At 58.7% G+C, this 15,750-nt stretch carries 19 protein-coding genes; 11 read left to right on the forward strand and 8 right to left on the reverse strand.

Annotation, left to right across the window (positions count from 1 at the left end; genetic code table 11):
• The first annotated feature begins 57 nt into the window (after nucleotides 1–57).
• From RDL77_RS10560 to leuC, 3 genes are all read left to right on the forward strand, one after another.
• Nucleotides 58–852 carry a basic amino acid ABC transporter substrate-binding protein gene (locus RDL77_RS10560; RefSeq protein ID WP_288192791.1) on the forward strand — a complete coding sequence of 265 codons (795 nt, stop codon included), beginning with the start codon at nucleotides 58–60 and terminating at the stop codon, nucleotides 850–852.
• An 8-nt stretch (nucleotides 853–860) separates the two neighbouring features.
• Nucleotides 861–1,679, forward strand: a complete 819-nt coding sequence (locus RDL77_RS10565; protein WP_288192792.1) for an amino acid ABC transporter permease — start codon at nucleotides 861–863, stop codon at nucleotides 1,677–1,679.
• Nucleotides 1,680–1,862: 183 nt separating this feature from the next.
• Nucleotides 1,863–3,272, forward strand: a complete 1,410-nt coding sequence (gene leuC / locus RDL77_RS10570) for a 3-isopropylmalate dehydratase large subunit (RefSeq protein WP_288192793.1) — start codon at nucleotides 1,863–1,865, stop codon at nucleotides 3,270–3,272.
• Between the two features lie 95 nt (nucleotides 3,273–3,367).
• Here leuC and RDL77_RS10575 read toward each other — a convergent pair whose 3' ends face one another.
• From RDL77_RS10575 to RDL77_RS10600, 6 genes are all read right to left on the reverse strand, one after another.
• Nucleotides 3,368–3,793, reverse strand: coding sequence for an OsmC family protein (locus tag RDL77_RS10575; RefSeq protein ID WP_223613877.1), 426 nt, complete (start codon nucleotides 3,791–3,793; stop codon nucleotides 3,368–3,370).
• A gap of 25 nt (nucleotides 3,794–3,818) precedes the next feature.
• Nucleotides 3,819–4,253, reverse strand: a complete 435-nt coding sequence (gene queF / locus RDL77_RS10580; RefSeq protein WP_374042705.1) for a preQ(1) synthase — start codon at nucleotides 4,251–4,253, stop codon at nucleotides 3,819–3,821.
• Nucleotides 4,254–4,276: 23 nt separating this feature from the next.
• Nucleotides 4,277–4,663, reverse strand: coding sequence for a 6-carboxytetrahydropterin synthase (locus RDL77_RS10585; protein WP_223613875.1), 387 nt, complete (start codon nucleotides 4,661–4,663; stop codon nucleotides 4,277–4,279).
• Between the two features lie 54 nt (nucleotides 4,664–4,717).
• Nucleotides 4,718–5,377: a 7-carboxy-7-deazaguanine synthase gene (gene queE, locus RDL77_RS10590; protein WP_288192794.1), complete on the reverse strand. Its 660-nt coding sequence runs from the start codon at nucleotides 5,375–5,377 to the stop codon at nucleotides 4,718–4,720.
• Nucleotides 5,374–6,084, reverse strand: coding sequence for a 7-cyano-7-deazaguanine synthase QueC (gene queC, locus RDL77_RS10595; RefSeq protein ID WP_288192795.1), 711 nt, complete (start codon nucleotides 6,082–6,084; stop codon nucleotides 5,374–5,376). The genes queE and queC overlap by 4 nt, the downstream gene beginning before the upstream one ends.
• A gap of 67 nt (nucleotides 6,085–6,151) precedes the next feature.
• On the reverse strand, nucleotides 6,152–6,556 hold the full coding sequence (locus RDL77_RS10600) for a hypothetical protein (protein ID WP_223613872.1): 405 nt from the start codon (nucleotides 6,554–6,556) through the stop codon (nucleotides 6,152–6,154).
• Nucleotides 6,557–6,748: 192 nt separating this feature from the next.
• Here RDL77_RS10600 and RDL77_RS10605 point away from each other — a divergent pair, with 192 nt between their 5' ends.
• From RDL77_RS10605 to RDL77_RS10625, 5 genes are all read left to right on the forward strand, one after another.
• On the forward strand, nucleotides 6,749–7,222 hold the full coding sequence (locus RDL77_RS10605; RefSeq protein ID WP_105734225.1) for a GNAT family N-acetyltransferase: 474 nt from the start codon (nucleotides 6,749–6,751) through the stop codon (nucleotides 7,220–7,222).
• A gap of 381 nt (nucleotides 7,223–7,603) precedes the next feature.
• On the forward strand, nucleotides 7,604–8,002 hold the full coding sequence (gene sdhC / locus RDL77_RS10610) for a succinate dehydrogenase, cytochrome b556 subunit (RefSeq protein ID WP_223613871.1): 399 nt from the start codon (nucleotides 7,604–7,606) through the stop codon (nucleotides 8,000–8,002).
• A gap of 13 nt (nucleotides 8,003–8,015) precedes the next feature.
• Nucleotides 8,016–8,399: a succinate dehydrogenase, hydrophobic membrane anchor protein gene (gene sdhD / locus RDL77_RS10615; RefSeq protein ID WP_223613870.1), complete on the forward strand. Its 384-nt coding sequence runs from the start codon at nucleotides 8,016–8,018 to the stop codon at nucleotides 8,397–8,399.
• A 2-nt stretch (nucleotides 8,400–8,401) separates the two neighbouring features.
• Nucleotides 8,402–10,249: a succinate dehydrogenase flavoprotein subunit gene (gene sdhA / locus RDL77_RS10620; protein ID WP_288192796.1), complete on the forward strand. Its 1,848-nt coding sequence runs from the start codon at nucleotides 8,402–8,404 to the stop codon at nucleotides 10,247–10,249.
• A gap of 14 nt (nucleotides 10,250–10,263) precedes the next feature.
• Nucleotides 10,264–11,043, forward strand: coding sequence for a succinate dehydrogenase iron-sulfur subunit (locus tag RDL77_RS10625; RefSeq protein ID WP_105734229.1), 780 nt, complete (start codon nucleotides 10,264–10,266; stop codon nucleotides 11,041–11,043).
• A 78-nt stretch (nucleotides 11,044–11,121) separates the two neighbouring features.
• Here RDL77_RS10625 and RDL77_RS10630 read toward each other — a convergent pair whose 3' ends face one another.
• Nucleotides 11,122–11,559 carry an OsmC family protein gene (locus RDL77_RS10630; protein ID WP_223613868.1) on the reverse strand — a complete coding sequence of 146 codons (438 nt, stop codon included), beginning with the start codon at nucleotides 11,557–11,559 and terminating at the stop codon, nucleotides 11,122–11,124.
• 291 nt (nucleotides 11,560–11,850) lie between these two features.
• Here RDL77_RS10630 and RDL77_RS10635 point away from each other — a divergent pair, with 291 nt between their 5' ends.
• On the forward strand, nucleotides 11,851–12,888 hold the full coding sequence (locus RDL77_RS10635; protein WP_288192797.1) for an aldo/keto reductase: 1,038 nt from the start codon (nucleotides 11,851–11,853) through the stop codon (nucleotides 12,886–12,888).
• A gap of 15 nt (nucleotides 12,889–12,903) precedes the next feature.
• Here RDL77_RS10635 and RDL77_RS10640 read toward each other — a convergent pair whose 3' ends face one another.
• Complete coding sequence (locus RDL77_RS10640; RefSeq protein WP_223613866.1) at nucleotides 12,904–14,157, reverse strand: ubiquinone biosynthesis hydroxylase; 1,254 nt, start codon at nucleotides 14,155–14,157, stop codon at nucleotides 12,904–12,906.
• A gap of 121 nt (nucleotides 14,158–14,278) precedes the next feature.
• On the opposite strand from RDL77_RS10640, the gene tesB reads away from it, so the two are divergent.
• Entirely contained in the window at nucleotides 14,279–15,148 is an 870-nt protein-coding gene (gene tesB, locus RDL77_RS10645) for an acyl-CoA thioesterase II (RefSeq protein ID WP_288192798.1), read from the forward strand.
• Nucleotides 15,149–15,401: 253 nt separating this feature from the next.
• A complete protein-coding gene (locus RDL77_RS10650; protein WP_105734234.1) occupies nucleotides 15,402–15,740 on the forward strand; it encodes a P-II family nitrogen regulator in 339 nt (112 codons plus the stop codon).
• Nucleotides 15,741–15,750 lie beyond the last annotated feature (10 nt).

The following is a 15,750-nucleotide window of genomic DNA, read 5'->3' on the forward strand; positions in this document are numbered from 1 at the left end:
CTTCATAAAATGAAATTTGTGCTTCGCTTGATCAAAACGCAATATTAGAGGTCTGACATGAACTTGCGATCCGTTTTTCTGGCGGGGCTAGCACTCGCCATGGTTCCATTTTCCGCACTGACGGCTCCCCTTCCCGACCTTGGCGGCAAGAAAGTTGCTGTTGTGACGGAAAATGCCTATCCGCCGCTGCAGTTTGTCGATCCCAAAACCGGCAAGCCGGTCGGCTGGGAATATGATGCCATGAATGAAATCGCCAAACGGTTGAATTTCAAAGTGGAATATCTGAATACCAGCTGGGATGCGATGATTCAGGCCGTGGCCGACAATCAGTACCAGATCGGCATGACCGGCATCACCATCAATGATGAGCGCAAGCAGAAGGTGGATTTTTCCGAACCCTACATGCGTTCCGAGCAATTCATGCTGGTTCGCGCTGATGAAAAGCGCTTTTCCGATGCAAAGACCTTTGGCGAAATTAAAGACGGTCTCGTCGGCGCCCAGCCGGGTACAACCAATTTCTACGTGGCCGTCTACAATCTGCTTGACGGTAACGAGCAAAATCCGCGTATCAAGCTGTTCGAAACGTTTGGCGCGACGATCCAGGCTCTCAAGACCGGCGACGTTGACGTGGTCTTGACTGACAGTACGGCGGGCAAGGGCTATGTGGATGCGTCCGGCGGCGCGCTGAAGCTCGTTGGCGGCCCGTTGGGGGCTGAGGATTTCGGCTTCATCTTCGCCAAGGGCTCGGATCTCGTTGGTCCGGTAAATGCGGCCATCGAAGTCTTGAAGGCCGACGGCACGTTCGACGCCCTCAACAAAAAGTGGTTCCTCGACTACAAGCTCGGCCAGTAGGCGGCGGGTTGTCAGTTCCCTCACAGAACAGAAGTCCTTTCGTCAGGAAGGACTTCCCCTGGTGGCTGGCCGTTGCCGCGGCCATCGCTGTTGTGCTCGGCATAGCCATCCTGGTCAGCGATATCTACGGGCAGGTGTTCTCCACGGTCTCGCAGGGCATCTGGATCACCGTCTGGGTCTCGCTCCTGGCATTTCTGCTCGCATCGGGGCTCGGCCTTCTGCTCGCGCTGATGAGTCTCTCGGAACATATCGTCCTGCGGCAGACCGCCCGGTTCTACGTCGAAATCGTTCGCGGAATTCCTCTGCTGGTTCTCCTGTTCTACATCGCCTTTGTTGGTGCGCCGGCAGTTGTCGCCCTGTGGAATTTCCTCACCCATCCGCTTCAGAGCGCCGGCCTGTTCGAGCCCTTGCAGGTGCGGGATTTTTCACTTCTGTGGCGGGCGATCATTGCCCTGACACTTGCCTATGCGGCATTTTTGGCAGAAATTTTTCGCGCCGGGATCCAGGCCGTCGACGCGGGACAGATCGAGGCGGCCAAGTCACTCGGGCTGAAACGGTTCCAGCGCTTCCGGCTGATCGTGATGCCCCAGGCATTGCGTACCATCCTGCCGCCCTATGGCAACGACTTCATCTCGATGGTGAAGGACTCGTCGCTTGTATCGGTGCTTGGCGTCGTCGACGTGACGCAAATGGGCAAGGTCTATGCCTCGGGTTCGTTCCGCTTTTTCGAAACCTATTCCGTCGTTGCCTATGTCTACCTGATCCTGACGATCAGCCTGTCCCTGGGCCTGCGTTGGCTTGAAGCGCGGCTGAATGATCGGACCTGAGCTGCGCGTGACTCATAACGATGCCGGGAGAATCGCTTCAAAATCATGGAGAATCGGGCGCCGGTCGCGGCGCTTTGTCGCCGAAATATTACTTTTATCGCTTGTTTCTTGACGTAAGTGGGTACCGAGTGCATATGTCCACGACATAATCTTACAGCACCTACCATTGCCGAGGATATCGCGATGACTGCGCCACGTACACTCTATGACAAGATCTGGGATGATCATCTGGTTGATCAGCAGGACGATGGCACCTGCCTTCTCTATATTGATCGTCACCTTGTGCATGAAGTGACCAGCCCGCAGGCTTTCGAAGGCTTGCGCCTTACCAACCGCAAGGTTCGCCACCCGGAAAAGACACTGGCTGTCGTCGACCATAATGTGCCGACCTCGCCGGATCGCATCAACGGCATCAAGAACGAGGAAAGCCGTATCCAGGTCGAAGCATTGGCCAAGAATGCTGCGGATTTCGGCGTTGAATATTATTCCGAGAAGGACATCCGCCAAGGCATCGTCCACATCATCGGACCGGAGCAGGGGTTCACGCTTCCGGGCATGACCATCGTGTGCGGCGACAGCCATACATCGACGCATGGTGCCTTCGGTGCGCTTGCCCATGGCATCGGCACGTCGGAAGTCGAGCACGTGCTGGCAACGCAGACGCTGATCCAGTCAAAGGCCAAGAACATGCTGGTGCGTGTTGATGGCGTTCTGCCGGTCGGCGTCACCGCCAAGGACATCATCCTTGCCATCATCGGCGAGATCGGCACCGCTGGCGGCACCGGCTATGTCATCGAGTATGCCGGCGAAGCCATCCGCGCGCTGTCGATGGAAGGCCGCATGACGATCTGCAACATGTCGATCGAAGGCGGTGCCCGCGCAGGCCTGATTGCGCCTGACGAAACAACCTTTGCCTATGTGAAGGACAAGCCGCGCGCCCCGAAGGGTGAAGCGTTCGATCAGGCGGTCGAGTACTGGAAGACACTGAAGTCCGACGAGGGCGCCCATTTCGATAAGGTGGTCGTGCTCAATGCCGCGGACCTGCCGCCCATCGTTTCCTGGGGCTCGTCGCCGGAAGATGTGATCTCGATTACCGGTGCGGTGCCTAATCCTGACGAAATCACCGACGAGAACAAACGTACATCGAAATGGCGTGCACTGGACTACATGGGTCTGAAGCCGGGCACACCGATGACCGAGATCAAGCTTGATCGGGTCTTTATCGGCTCGTGCACCAACGGCCGCATCGAGGATCTGCGTGCAGTCGCCAAGGTTGTCGAAGGCCGCAAGGTTGCGGAAACGGTCGATGCCATGATCGTTCCGGGTTCGGGTCTGGTCAAGGAGCAGGCGGAAGCGGAAGGCCTCGACAAGATTTTCAGGGCTGCCGGTTTTGACTGGCGCGAGCCGGGCTGCTCGATGTGTCTTGCCATGAATGACGACCGGCTGAAGCCGGGCGAGCGCTGTGCGTCCACGTCGAACCGTAATTTCGAGGGCCGTCAGGGTTTCAAGGGCCGTACGCATCTTGTTTCGCCGGCCATGGCGGCCGCGGCCGCAATCGCCGGTCATTTCGTCGATATTCGCGAGTGGAAATAGGCTTCGCGCCATCTCCTGTGTAACTCCATAAAAACGGGGCCACTGGCCCCGTTTTTTATAACCTTTTTTACCGCGCATTCTCGCCGGAAGGCGGATTAGCTCAGTGTTGTCGTGAAGGCCGGATCGCCGCGCAGCGTGTTGCTTACGGTGCAAATCTCGTTTTCCGCGGCCTCGACGATCGCATGCTTTGTGGCGTCATCAATATCGCCGGTGATGGTGAAGGCTATATGGAAACGGTCAACGCGCGACAGACCGTCCTTGGCCTTGTCGCCCGTAACATGCGCTTGAACCGCCTCCAGCTTGTCGGCAACGCCGAGCCGCGACGCCGCCATTTTGGCGCTGAGCACCAGGCAGGCGGAAAGCGATGCGTAGAGCAGATCAAGGGGCGCAAAACCCTGCTCCGAAACCGCGTGAGCGACGTTCAGTACGCCGCCTGTATGGGATGTGACAACGGGTTGACCGCCTCGCTCCAGAACGGCCGTGGCGCCGACATCCCGTGTTCTTACCCTGAGTTCAGCCATTGGATCGTCTCCCTTTACATCTTGGTCAGCCGCGGCCGCGATAGGTGGGAACGCCCTGGTCCGGCAGCCACAGACCCTCCGGTACCGGCCCGGTCTGCCAGAAGACATCGATGGGGATACCGCCGCGCGGATACCAGTAACCGCCGATGCGCAGCCAGAGCGGCTTGACCGCTTCCACGATGCGTTTGCCGATATTCACGGTGCAATCCTCGTGAAAGGCGCCGTGGTTGCGGAAGCTGGTCAGAAAAAGCTTCAGCGACTTGGATTCGACCAGGGCCTGGTCCGGCGCGTAATCGATAACCAGATGGCCGAAATCCGGCTGGCCGGTCACGGGACACAGCGAGGTGAATTCCGGGCAGGTGAAGCGTGCCAGAAACAGTGTCCCCGCCTGCGGGTTGGGGACAGCGTCGAGCAAGGCTTCATCGGGATGATGCGGGATGGGAACATCCTTGCCCAGCATCGTTGCCTGTTCTGCGTAATGACTCATGCCGCTTCCTCCACTGTTTCAAACTCGCCCTGATATTCACAGCCTTCACCGCAGCTGTCGCGGTAAATGCCGATCTCGGCAAGCGCCGGAAGGTCCGGTGCAATACGCCGCCACAGCCATATGGCGATGGTTTCAAGCGTCGGCAACTCCAGTCCGGCAATTTCGTTGAGATAGCGATGATCCAATGCGTCTTTTGCGCTGTCGACCGTGGTCTTGACGGCGCCAAGATCGGCGATCAGTCCGGTTTTGGGGTCCGGCCGGCCCTGCAGGCTGACACGGACGCGAAAACTATGTCCGTGCAGGCGCTGGTTGACATGCCCGTCCGGAAAAGAGTGCGGCAGATGGTGAGCCGCTTCAAAATTGAAGTCGATAAAGATTCTCATGGTTTTTCCCGTCAGCTCTGGCGCAATACAGGCGCCCGCCAAAAAAGCCTGCCCTCAGGGCAAGCCGATCAGTTTATGTGTCTGCGTGCTCAGCCGCCAAAGCGGATGGGCGAGGCAATAGGCCGCTGCAGATGCCACATGCCGGGCGGTTTGCGCCGGATCACCGATGACGTCAAGAGGCTGCAAATAGAAATGCTGAAAGGAAAGGCGTTCGAAACGGGCCGGATCGGTCTGGGCTTCCGCCTGGGGATAGACAAGCTTGAGCTCGTGACCGCTGGTCTGGACAAGTGTGGTATCGGCCTTTGGCGACACGCAAATCCAGTCAATGCCAGCAGGCGCTGCAATCGTGCCGTTGGTCTCGACGCCGACTTCGAAGCCTCTCGCGTGGAAGGCGTCGATCAACGGCTTGTCCAGCTGCAGCAGCGGTTCGCCGCCGGTGCAGATGACATAGGGCTTGCCCTTGGAGCGAGCGCTTTTTGGCCAGGCGTCGGCAACGGCATCGGCAAGCGCGTCGGCGGTTTTGAACTTGCCGCCGCCGGGACCATCCACGCCAACGAAATCCGTATCGCAGAACCGGCACTGGGCGTCCGCCCGGTCGCGTTCAAGCCCGGACCAGAGATTGCATCCGGCAAAGCGCATGAACACCGCGGCGCGGCCGGTATGGTTGCCCTCGCCCTGCAGCGTCAGATAAATTTCCTTGACGGCGTAAGTCATGCGGCTTCCGCCTTGAATTTGGACCAGCCGCCGGAACGCAGGGCGCAGGCCGGGCAGGTGCCGCAGCCATAGCCCCAGGCATGGCGGGCCGAGCGGTCGCCGAGATAGCAGGTGTGGGTGTTTTCAATGATCATATCGAGCAGCGGTTCGCCGCCTATGTCGCGAGCCAGTGCGAAGGTTTCAGCCTTGTCCAGCCACATCAGCGGGGTTTCGATGGTGATGCGGCGGTCCAGTCCCAGTGAAAGGGCGACCTGTTGCGCCTTGAGCGTGTCGTCGCGGCAGTCGGGATAGCCGGAATAGTCCGTCTCGCACATGCCGCCGACGATGACGCGCAATCCGCGCCGGTAGGCGAGGGCAGCGGCAAGCGTGAAAAACAAAAGGTTGCGGCCGGGCACGAATGTGTTGGGCAGGCCGTTCTCTGCCATCTCGATGGCAATGTCTTCGGTCATCCCGGTGGCGCCGAGCTGGCCGATGACGCCGGCATCGAGCCGGTGATCGTCGCCAAGGCGTTCCGACCAATCGGGAAACCGGTGGATCACTTCGGCGCGGAAATCATTGCGCACGTCCAGTTCCACCCTGTGGCGTTGGCCATAGTCGAAGCCGACCGTCTCCACCCGGTCAAACCGGGAGAGCGCCCAGGCAAGACAGGTTGCAGAATCCTGCCCGCCGGAAAAAAGGACGAGTGCGCCATCAGCATTACGAGCCATGAATGAACCTCTTCAATGAAGCGGCCCCCTTACAGGGCGCGGACCAGCGAGGCAAATCAAATGTGGGCTATTGGCAGCCTGGAAGCCCGAGAATGGGCGTTTCGCCACGGTTGATACCATACATGTAGCCGCGACCGCGCACGACAATCGGGCCATCACAGCGTGTGTTGGGTGGCGGAATAACCCCCACGACATAGGGATCGCCGGGTGGAGAGATGATCGCCGGTCCCTTGGCCCGCTTGTAGACGGCAACCTTCTTGCGGAGTTCGCGGGCGAGCCTGTCCGATTTGGCGGCTGTCGCGCCGACAAAGATCATCTTCGGTCCATTGGGGTCCTGCACGATGATGTTGCCATATTCGTCGCCATAGGCATCACGCAGGTTGATGTCGTAGGCAGCAGCGCTGTGCGTGGCTGCGACAACAGTCAGGCCCGACAACAAAAGTGCGGCCGTGTGTTTGCGGAAGGCGAACATGGACAAGCTCCTTGGTTGAATGGGCTGCAGCAGTCCAAGCATTAACCTTTTATTAACGCTTGTCATCCGTCAAAACGCCTTTGAATCGATTTTTGCTGCGGTCCGCCGGTTGACGTGCGGTGCGCAATCAACCAATCCTCAACACAGCGAGGCAGCCGGAAGTGCTGCCGGAGTGAAAGGGATGATGCGACCATGACGACAAAGAGCCCGGATGAACACGCCGTCGACATTTCTCTGCTGCATCTGAACGATGCCCACGAGTTCGCACCTCTTCTGGCCAGCTATGCCCAGGCGCTGAAGCGCGGCGCACCCCGCCGCCCGGACGATTACTACGCGGAAAACCTGTTGCGGGACCGTGCCGCGGAGATCGCCGGAGCGCGACTCGACGGCCATCTGGTGGGCTTTGTGATTTTCTATGATCTGCCCGAGCCTGTCTCCGGCATGCGTGCCGGGCAGGTGGATCATATCTATGTGCATCATGACCATCGCGGTAAGGGTATCGCCAAAGCGCTGATCGATGTTCTCGCCGACAAGGCGGAAGAACGCGGCTGGACAAAACTGTCACTCAACGCGCCGCGTCTGCCGGAAGATGGCCGCAAACTGTACGAACAGATTGCGGCGCCTGCCGACTGGACCAGTTTCATCATCCGTTTTGGCAATCAGTAGAACGGACCTGCCCCAGCGCCCTGAAGATACGCGGGACATCCTGGGAACGACTCGGAATGTCTCGTTCGCGTTGCACAATTGAGGGGCGCGACACGCTGAAACCGGTTAAACCGGACAGACTCACTCAAATAAAATTGATTGCCGATTTGACGTGAAATACGGGCCTTTGGGGCTCTCTGTGGCGCTTTAAACGATTGAATTTTCTAAAGAAACCTTATGGACTTGCGTTTGTTGCCAATTCGCCGCATGAGGGGGGTGAATGGGCCTTTGACGCAGTGCAAAAACGGGACTAAAACCCTTCTAAATTTGCCTCTATCCAGCCTTTCGGCCCTGCCCGTCAATCAAGGTTCAAATGGCGCGGCGCTTATCATTGGGGACGCTATGAGCAAGACAAACCTGCATGCAAACCGGCCGCTGTCGCCGCATTTGCAAATCTACAAACCAATTCCCACCATGGTCATGTCCATCGTTCACCGCATCACCGGCGGCGCGCTGTATTTCGGCACGCTGCTGGTTGCCTGGTGGTTGATCGCGACCGCGACCAGCGAGAGCCAGTTCAACGTTGTCAGCTGGGTGTTCGGTTCGTGGATCGGTCTTCTCGTCCTGCTCGGCTACACCTGGGCGCTTGTTCATCACATGATCGGCGGTATTCGCCATCTCATCTGGGATACGGGCCGCGGACTCGACAAGAACACCACCACGAAGATGGCCATCGCCTCACTCGTTCTCTCCATCGCGTTGACGATCCTGATCTGGATCGCGGCGTTCACGGTTTTGTAAAGGAGGCGGGACAATGAGTGAAATGCGTACACCGCTCAAGAAAGTCCGCGGACTGGGTTCCGCACACGAAGGGACCGAGCATTTCTGGCGCCAGCGGCTGACAGCCGTTGCCAACGTGCCGCTTATGCTGTTTTTCATCGGCCTGATCATTTACCTGCATCGCGCAAGCTATGCGGAAACCCGGGCTGCTCTTTCCCACCCGCTGACCGGGCTGGTGCTGTTGATGGTGATCATTTCGGGTCTCTATCATATGCGCCTCGGCATGCAGGTCATCATCGAAGACTACGTAACCAGCGAAGGCAAGAAGATCGCCTGTCTGATGCTCAATACGTTTTTCACCCTTGTGGTGGGCGTTGCCTGCGTCTTTGCGATCATCAAGCTGAGCTTCGGAGGCTAATCTTGGCAACTACAGACAAGAACGGGACCGCCGGCAAAGACGGCAAGGCCTATACATTCGTTGACCACAAATTCGATGTGGTTGTGGTGGGCGCCGGCGGCGCCGGTCTGCGCGCGACGCTGGGTATGGCCGAGCAAGGCTTGAAGACAGCCTGCATCACCAAGGTTTTCCCGACCCGCTCGCACACCGTTGCGGCACAGGGTGGTATCGCTGCTTCCCTGAGCAATATGGGCCCCGACTCGTGGCAGTGGCACATGTACGACACCGTCAAGGGGTCGGACTGGCTCGGTGATACGGACGCCATGGAATATCTCGCGCGTGAAGCACCGGCTGCGGTCTATGAGCTTGAGCATTACGGCGTGCCGTTCTCGCGCACCGAAGCGGGCAAGATTTACCAGCGGCCCTTCGGCGGCCACATGATGAACTATGGCGATGGTCCGCCCGTACAACGCACCTGCGCGGCTGCTGACCGTACGGGTCACGCCATCTTGCATACGCTGTATGGCCAGAGCCTGCGCCACAATGCGCAGTTCTTCATCGAATATTTCGCGCTGGATCTCATTCAGGATGCGGATGGCACGATCACCGGTGTCGTCGCCTGGAACCTCGATGACGGCACGATCCATCGTTTTGCTGCCAAGATGGTGGTGCTGGCAACGGGCGGCTATGGCCGGTCCTACTTTTCGGCAACGTCAGCCCATACCTGCACCGGTGACGGTGGCGGCATGGTGGCGCGCGCCGGTCTGCCGCTGCAGGATATGGAATTCGTTCAGTTCCATCCAACCGGCATTTACGGTGCCGGCTGCCTGATTACCGAAGGCGCACGCGGCGAAGGCGGCTATCTCGTCAACTCCGAGGGCGAGCGCTTCATGGAGCGCTATGCGCCATCGGCCAAGGATCTGGCGTCACGCGACGTGGTTTCGCGCTGCATGACCCTGGAAATCCGCGAAGGCCGCGGTGTTGGCAAGAACAAGGATCACATCTTCCTGCATCTCGACCATCTCGATCCGGCCGTGCTGCACGAGCGTCTGCCCGGTATTTCCGAATCGGCCAAGATTTTTGCCGGTGTGGATCTGACCAAGGAACCGATCCCGGTCCTGCCGACGGTTCACTACAACATGGGCGGCATTCCAACCAACTACTGGGGTGAAGCGCTCAATCCGACCAAGGATAATCCGGACCGCATCCAGCCGGGCCTGATGGCTGTCGGTGAAGCGGGCTGTGCTTCGGTGCATGGCGCCAACCGGCTTGGCTCGAACTCGCTGATCGATCTGGTGGTCTTCGGCCGTGCGGCTGCCATTCGTGCCGGTCAGGTTATCGATCGCAATGCCAAGATCCCGACGATCAACGAGGCATCGGTTGAGAAGATCATGGAGCGCTTCGACCGCCTGCGCCATGCCAGTGGCAGCACGCCGACAGCGGTCCTGCGTGAAAAGATGCAGAAGACCATGCAGGAGGACGCAGCTGTGTTCCGTACATCGGAATCGCTGAAGTCAGGCGTCGAGCGCATGGAGAAAATCTGGAGCGAACTGCCGGACATCAAGGTCACGGATCGCTCGATGATCTGGAATTCCGACCTGGTGGAAACGCTGGAACTGGAAAACCTGATGGCCAATGCGTTGACCACGGTGGTTGCCGCCGAAGCGCGCAAGGAAAGCCGCGGCGCCCACGCCCATGAGGATTTCCCCAACCGCGACGACATCAACTGGCGCAAGCACAGCCTTGCCTGGCTCTCGCCCGAGGGTGAGGTCAAGCTCGACTATCGTCCCGTTCACCTTGACCCGTTGGTCAAGGAAGAGGACGGCGGCATCAGCCTCGCCAAGATCGCGCCGAAAGCGCGTGTGTACTAAGGGATCAGAGCATCATGGTTGAACTTGCACTCCCCAAGAACTCGAAGATGCGTCCCGGCAAGACCTGGGACCGCCCGCAGGGTGCCAACAATCTTCGGGAATACCGCATCTATCGCTGGTCGCCTGATGATGGCGAGAATCCGCGGATCGATACCTATTACGTCGATCTCGACGATTGCGGTCCGATGGTTCTCGATGGCCTATTATGGATCAAGAACAAGATCGATCCGACGCTGACACTGCGCCGCTCCTGCCGCGAAGGCATTTGCGGCTCCTGCGCGATGAACATTGACGGAACCAACACGCTGGCCTGCACCAAGGGCATGGACGAGATCAAGGGCGCGGTCAAAATCTATCCCTTGCCGCATCTTCCCGTGGTGAAGGATCTGGTGCCGGACCTGTCGAATTTCTATGCCCAGCACCGTTCCATCGAGCCTTGGCTCAAGACGGTCTCGCCGGAACCGGCGAAAGAATGGCTCCAGAGTCATGATGATCGCGCCAAGCTTGACGGGCTCTATGAGTGCATCCTGTGCGCCTGCTGCTCGACATCCTGCCCGAGCTACTGGTGGAATGGCGATCGCTATCTCGGACCAGCGGTTCTGCTGCAGGCCTATCGCTGGCTGATCGACAGCCGCGACGAAGCAACAGGCGAACGCCTTGACAATCTGGAAGACCCGTTCCGGCTTTATCGCTGCCATACGATCATGAATTGCGCACAGACCTGCCCGAAGGGATTGAACCCCGCCAAGGCAATCGCCGAGATCAAGAAGATGATGGTCGAACGCCGGGTCTAGGCGATTGGTCACGCAAGATGATTGCATAAAAACGGGCGCTTCGAGCGCCCGTTTTGTTTGGTACGTTTGACGTGTTGCTCAGGCCAGCTTTGCGTCGAGTGTGACCTGAATGGCGCCGAGTGCCTTTGACAGCGGGCAGGACGCCTTTGCCTGCTCAGCAAGTTTTGAAAAGGTCGCGGCGTCGATACCGGGCACATCGCCAATGAGCGTGATGGCGCTTTTGGTGATTTCGAAACCGCCACCTGCGGCCGGGTTGATGCTGACGGTTGCCTTGGCATCAAGTTTCGTGGCCGGTGTGCCGTTTTCAGCCAGGAAATGCGAAAGCTGCATGGCGAAGCAACCGGCGTGGGCGGCGGCGAGAAGTTCCTCCGGATTGGTACCCGCTGTGCCGCTTGCGTCCTCGAAACGGGCCTTGAAATTATAGGGAAGCCCCTTCAGTGCGCCGCTTTGCGTATCAAGGGTACCACCGCCGTCTTTCAAGGCGCCCTTCCAGATTGCAGTTGCCTGTCTGTCCATTGAATACTCTCCCTCGGTTGATTGGTTGGTTAAGGCTGCTTGCACCCTGTCCGTAACGCCGCAGGGTTGCAGCAGTTCCGCATCATAGGCTTGGCGGCGGAATTTGCCAGAATTGATCGTTTTGTCGTGCTGTCTGCGAAACGATATGGAAAAGCGGGATTTGATTGCTATGGTGGCGAGGTCCACTGGCGCCGCTCAAACCTCCCTTGCTGCGGCCAGCGTGTCCGAAAGCTGCAGCAGAAGCTCGGCTTCGAAATCGAACATTCGTGAATTCAAAACAGGAAAATCCCCGTGAAACTGAAAAAGCTTGGCCGGACGGATATTGACGTCACGGAAATTTGCCTTGGTACCATGACCTGGGGCGTGCAGAACACCGAAGCGGATGCCCATGCGCAGATCGATCATGCGCTGGAAGCCGGAATCAACTTCATGGATACGGCCGAGATTTATGCGGTTCCGCCGACCGCCGAAACCTATGGCAAGACCGAAACCTATATCGGCAATTGGTTTGAGAAGACCCGCAAGCGCGACCGCTTCGTGCTGGCGACGAAAATTGCCGGCGGCGGACGCAACAGCTGGATTCGCGGCGGCAGTCTAATGAGCAAGACCACCATCGCGGAAGCGGTCGAAGGTAGTCTGAAACGTCTGCAGACGGACTATATCGATCTTTACCAGGTGCATTGGCCGGTTCGCGGGCATTATCACTTTGGCAACGGCTGGGAATATGCGCCGCATCAGCAGAACCGGGCCGAGGTGGTTCAACAGATCGAGGAAGCGCTCGATGGCCTTGGTGACATGGTGAAGGCGGGCAAGATCCGTCATATCGGCCTTTCCAATGAAACGGCCTGGGGGCTTGCGCAATGGTTGAAGCTTGCCGAGCGCAAGGACCTGCCGCGCGTTGTCTCGGTTCAGAATGAATACAGCCTCTTGCAGCGGGCATTCGACCTGGATCTGGCGGAAGTCAGCCACCATGAAGGCGTCGGGCTCCTTGCCTATTCATCCCTGGCCTCAGGTGTCCTGACCGGCAAATATCTGGATGGAAAGGTGCCGGCGGGAACCCGCGGTGCGCTTCAGGATCTTTGGCGGAACAACGTGCATGCCGATCCGGCCGTCAGGGCCTATATTGCGCTTGCGCGGAAGCACGGTCTTGATGTTGCGCAACTTGCGATTGCCTTTGCATTGAGCCGGCCGTTCGTCACGTCGGTCATCATCGGTGCAACATCGCTTGAACAGCTGAAGACCGATATCGGCGCTGCGAATGTGACGCTGACACCGGACATCCTTGGTGAAATCCAGGCTATCCATCGCACCTATCCCCGCCCGCTCTGAGCGGGGAAAGCTGCTTCAGATCGGTTGACCCTGAAGCAGCTTCGGCGATGTGGTCGACAATCCCGCGGCTTGACGGATGAAAAATCCTTTGAGCCGCGGCATGCGCTCGACAAGGCCCAGTCCGAAGTCGCGCAGGGCCCGCACCGGCACATTGTCGTTGGAGAACAAACGGTTGAGGACGTCGGTGGTCACGCCCATCTGCACCGTGTCGAAACGGCGCCAAGTCTGGTAGCGCTCGAGTACCGCGATGGAGCCGATGTCGAGACCGAGGCGGTCGGCATCGACAATGGTCTCGGCGATCGCCGCAGCGTCCTTGAAGCCAAGATTGAGGCCCTGACCGGCAATGGGATGGATGCCATGGGCCGCATCGCCGATGAGCGCAAAGCGCGGTTTGACGAAATCACGCGCCAGCGTCAGGCCAAGCGGGAAGGCCTTGCGCGGTCCTTCGACCCGCAATTCTCCCAGTTTCAGGCCAAAACGCTGTTCGAGCTCGGCTTCGAACACGAAATCATCTTCCCTGATCAACCGCTCCGCGTCTGCAGTGCGCTCGGTCCAGACAAGCGAGGAGCGGTTGCCGCTGAGCGGCAGAATGGCAAACGGGCCCGCAGGAAGAAAATGCTCTTCCGCGCGACCGTTATGCGGCCGTGCATGGGCGACCGTGCAGACGATGCCCGACTGGCCGTATTCCCAGTTCACGGTTTTGATACCCGCCATATCGCGCAGCCGCGATTTGACGCCGTCGGCCGCCAGCAGCAGGCGCGTGCGCAGCATCTTGTCATCGCCGTAACGCACGGTGAGGTGCACGTCGCCATTGTCAAAACCATGGACGGGTGTCCCCTCGACAAAGGTGACGCCGATCTGTTCGGCTTTCGAACGCAAGGCGGCGTTGAGGTCGCGGTTTTCCACCATATGGGCGAAGGGTTCACCAGGCTCGACTTCGCCATTGAAGGTCAGGAAGACCGGGCGGACCGGATCGGAGGTGCGCGAATCCGTGACGATCATCTCGTTGATCGGTTGTGCCTTCGGCAGGATTTCCTCCCAGCAGCCGAGCCGGTCGAGCATGCGGCTCGCAGCGGCGGCAATGGCCGAGGCGCGGGTGTCTTTGCGCCAGACACCAGCCGGTGCCGCGTCGATCACCGTGACAGCCAGGTGCGGCGCAGACGATTTCAGTGCAACGGCGGTCGCCATGCCGACATAGCCGGCGCCCGCAATCACGATATCGGTGCTGCCAGGGACTTCTGATGTATGTGTACGGGTTCTTTCAGCCATGATTGCCTCCGGTTTCCCTTTGCTCTTGCGCCGACGTGGCGCTTGACTTGTTCACCTGTTCCTGTTGCAAGCGGATTCAGGCACTATTATGCCGACCGTACGAACAGGAGTCGCGCCCGTCATGTCTGATGCCATGAAAGAGCTTTTGTCCATACTCGACCTTGAGACACTTGAACACAACCTGTTTCGAGGTCGCAGTCCGCAGGTCGGCTGGCAGCGGGTGTTTGGCGGTCAGGTCATCGGCCAGGCTTTGGTGGCGGCGCAGCGCACGGTCGATCCCGAGCGTCACGTCCACTCCCTGCACAGCTATTTCATGCGTGCGGGCGATCCGAAAGTGCCGATCATCTACGAGGTGGATCGCATCCGCGACGGCGCGAGTTTCACCACCCGGCGCGTGGTGGCGATCCAGCACGGGCATGCGATTTTTTCGCTGGAGGCCTCATTCCAGATCGAGGAAAAAGGACTTGAGCACCAAAAGCCGATACCCCTCGATGTTCTCGCGCCGGAAAAACTGATGAGCGACAAGGACCTCAAGGAGCAGTATCTGCAGAACGCGCCAGCCAATGTGCGCAAATATTGGGAGCAGGACCGTCCCATCGAGATGAAGCCGCTGTCCCTGACCCATTACTTCACGCGGGAAAAGCTGCCGCCGGAGCAGAACGTCTGGATCAGGACAACGGGGCCGGTTCCGGATGATCGCGCCCTGCAGGCGGCGGTTCTGGCCTATCTCTCGGATATGACATTGCTGGATACCTCGCTCTATGCCCATGGCCGCTCGATTTTCGATAAAGATTTGCAGGTCGCAAGCCTGGACCACGCCATGTGGTTCCACCGCCCCTTCAATTTCGACGATTGGCTGCTTTATACGGCAGACAGCCCGAGCGCTGCCGGTGCCCGTGGCTTCAATAGAGGCGCCTTGTACAGCCGCGATGGCACTCTGATTGCCTCGACGGCTCAGGAAGGCCTAATTCGTGTGCATCCGGCCGAATGAAAATCGACCACGCAGATTGAAATGCCTAATTTTTAGGCATGTTGCCGGATAATGTATTGTGCACTGCCGAACTGATAAAAATATCCATATATAATCAATGCCTTAGTATTATTTTTCGAGTCTGGCACGGAACTTGAATACTCCTCACCAGTCGCCAAGGGCCATCAAGGCTTAGGGGATGGGTTCAACGCGGGTTGCTGCCGTTCAGGTAATTCCACCTGAGGGGTGCCGCGCTAGCGCAGGGGTATAGTCAATGAAAATTGTGATGGCCATCATCAAGCCGTTCAAGCTGGACGAAGTGCGCGAAGCACTTACCGCTGTCGGCATCCAGGGCCTGACCGTCACCGAGGTGAAGGGTTATGGCCGCCAGAAAGGACACACCGAGATTTATCGTGGCGCGGAATATGCCGTCAGCTTTCTTCCCAAACTGAAAGTGGAAGTGGCTGTCGCGTCAGAGCTCGTCGACACCGCCGTTGAAGCCATCACCACGGCCGCCAAAACCGGCCAGATCGGTGACGGGAAGATTTTCGTTCTCAGCATTGATCAGGCCGTCCGTATCCGTACGGGCGAAACTGACACCGATGCGCTTTGAGTCATTTGGG

The organism is uncultured Phyllobacterium sp. (genome assembly GCF_902479695.1).
In the GTDB taxonomy this organism is placed as follows: domain Bacteria; phylum Pseudomonadota; class Alphaproteobacteria; order Rhizobiales; family Rhizobiaceae; genus Phyllobacterium; species Phyllobacterium calauticae.

Bases quoted from the DNA above. Each gene is read 5' to 3' on its own strand.
- RDL77_RS10560 (WP_288192791.1), top strand. From the start codon at position 58: ATGAACTTGCGATCCGTTTTTCTGGCGGGGCTAGCACTCGCCATGGTT.
- leuC (WP_288192793.1), top strand. From the start codon at position 1,863: ATGACTGCGCCACGTACACTCTATGACAAGATCTGGGATGATCATCTG.
- RDL77_RS10575 (WP_223613877.1), bottom strand. From the start codon at position 3,793: ATGGCTGAACTCAGGGTAAGAACACGGGATGTCGGCGCCACGGCCGTT.
- queF (WP_374042705.1), bottom strand. From the start codon at position 4,253: ATGCTGGGCAAGGATGTTCCCATCCCGCATCATCCCGATGAAGCCTTG.
- RDL77_RS10585 (WP_223613875.1), bottom strand. From the start codon at position 4,663: ATGAGAATCTTTATCGACTTCAATTTTGAAGCGGCTCACCATCTGCCG.
- queE (WP_288192794.1), bottom strand. From the start codon at position 5,377: ATGACTTACGCCGTCAAGGAAATTTATCTGACGCTGCAGGGCGAGGGC.
- queC (WP_288192795.1), bottom strand. From the start codon at position 6,084: ATGGCTCGTAATGCTGATGGCGCACTCGTCCTTTTTTCCGGCGGGCAG.
- RDL77_RS10600 (WP_223613872.1), bottom strand. From the start codon at position 6,556: ATGTTCGCCTTCCGCAAACACACGGCCGCACTTTTGTTGTCGGGCCTG.
- RDL77_RS10605 (WP_105734225.1), top strand. From the start codon at position 6,749: ATGACGACAAAGAGCCCGGATGAACACGCCGTCGACATTTCTCTGCTG.
- sdhC (WP_223613871.1), top strand. From the start codon at position 7,604: ATGAGCAAGACAAACCTGCATGCAAACCGGCCGCTGTCGCCGCATTTG.
- sdhD (WP_223613870.1), top strand. From the start codon at position 8,016: ATGAGTGAAATGCGTACACCGCTCAAGAAAGTCCGCGGACTGGGTTCC.
- RDL77_RS10625 (WP_105734229.1), top strand. From the start codon at position 10,264: ATGGTTGAACTTGCACTCCCCAAGAACTCGAAGATGCGTCCCGGCAAG.
- RDL77_RS10630 (WP_223613868.1), bottom strand. From the start codon at position 11,559: ATGGACAGACAGGCAACTGCAATCTGGAAGGGCGCCTTGAAAGACGGC.
- RDL77_RS10640 (WP_223613866.1), bottom strand. From the start codon at position 14,157: ATGGCTGAAAGAACCCGTACACATACATCAGAAGTCCCTGGCAGCACC.
- tesB (WP_288192798.1), top strand. From the start codon at position 14,279: ATGTCTGATGCCATGAAAGAGCTTTTGTCCATACTCGACCTTGAGACA.
- RDL77_RS10650 (WP_105734234.1), top strand. From the start codon at position 15,402: ATGAAAATTGTGATGGCCATCATCAAGCCGTTCAAGCTGGACGAAGTG.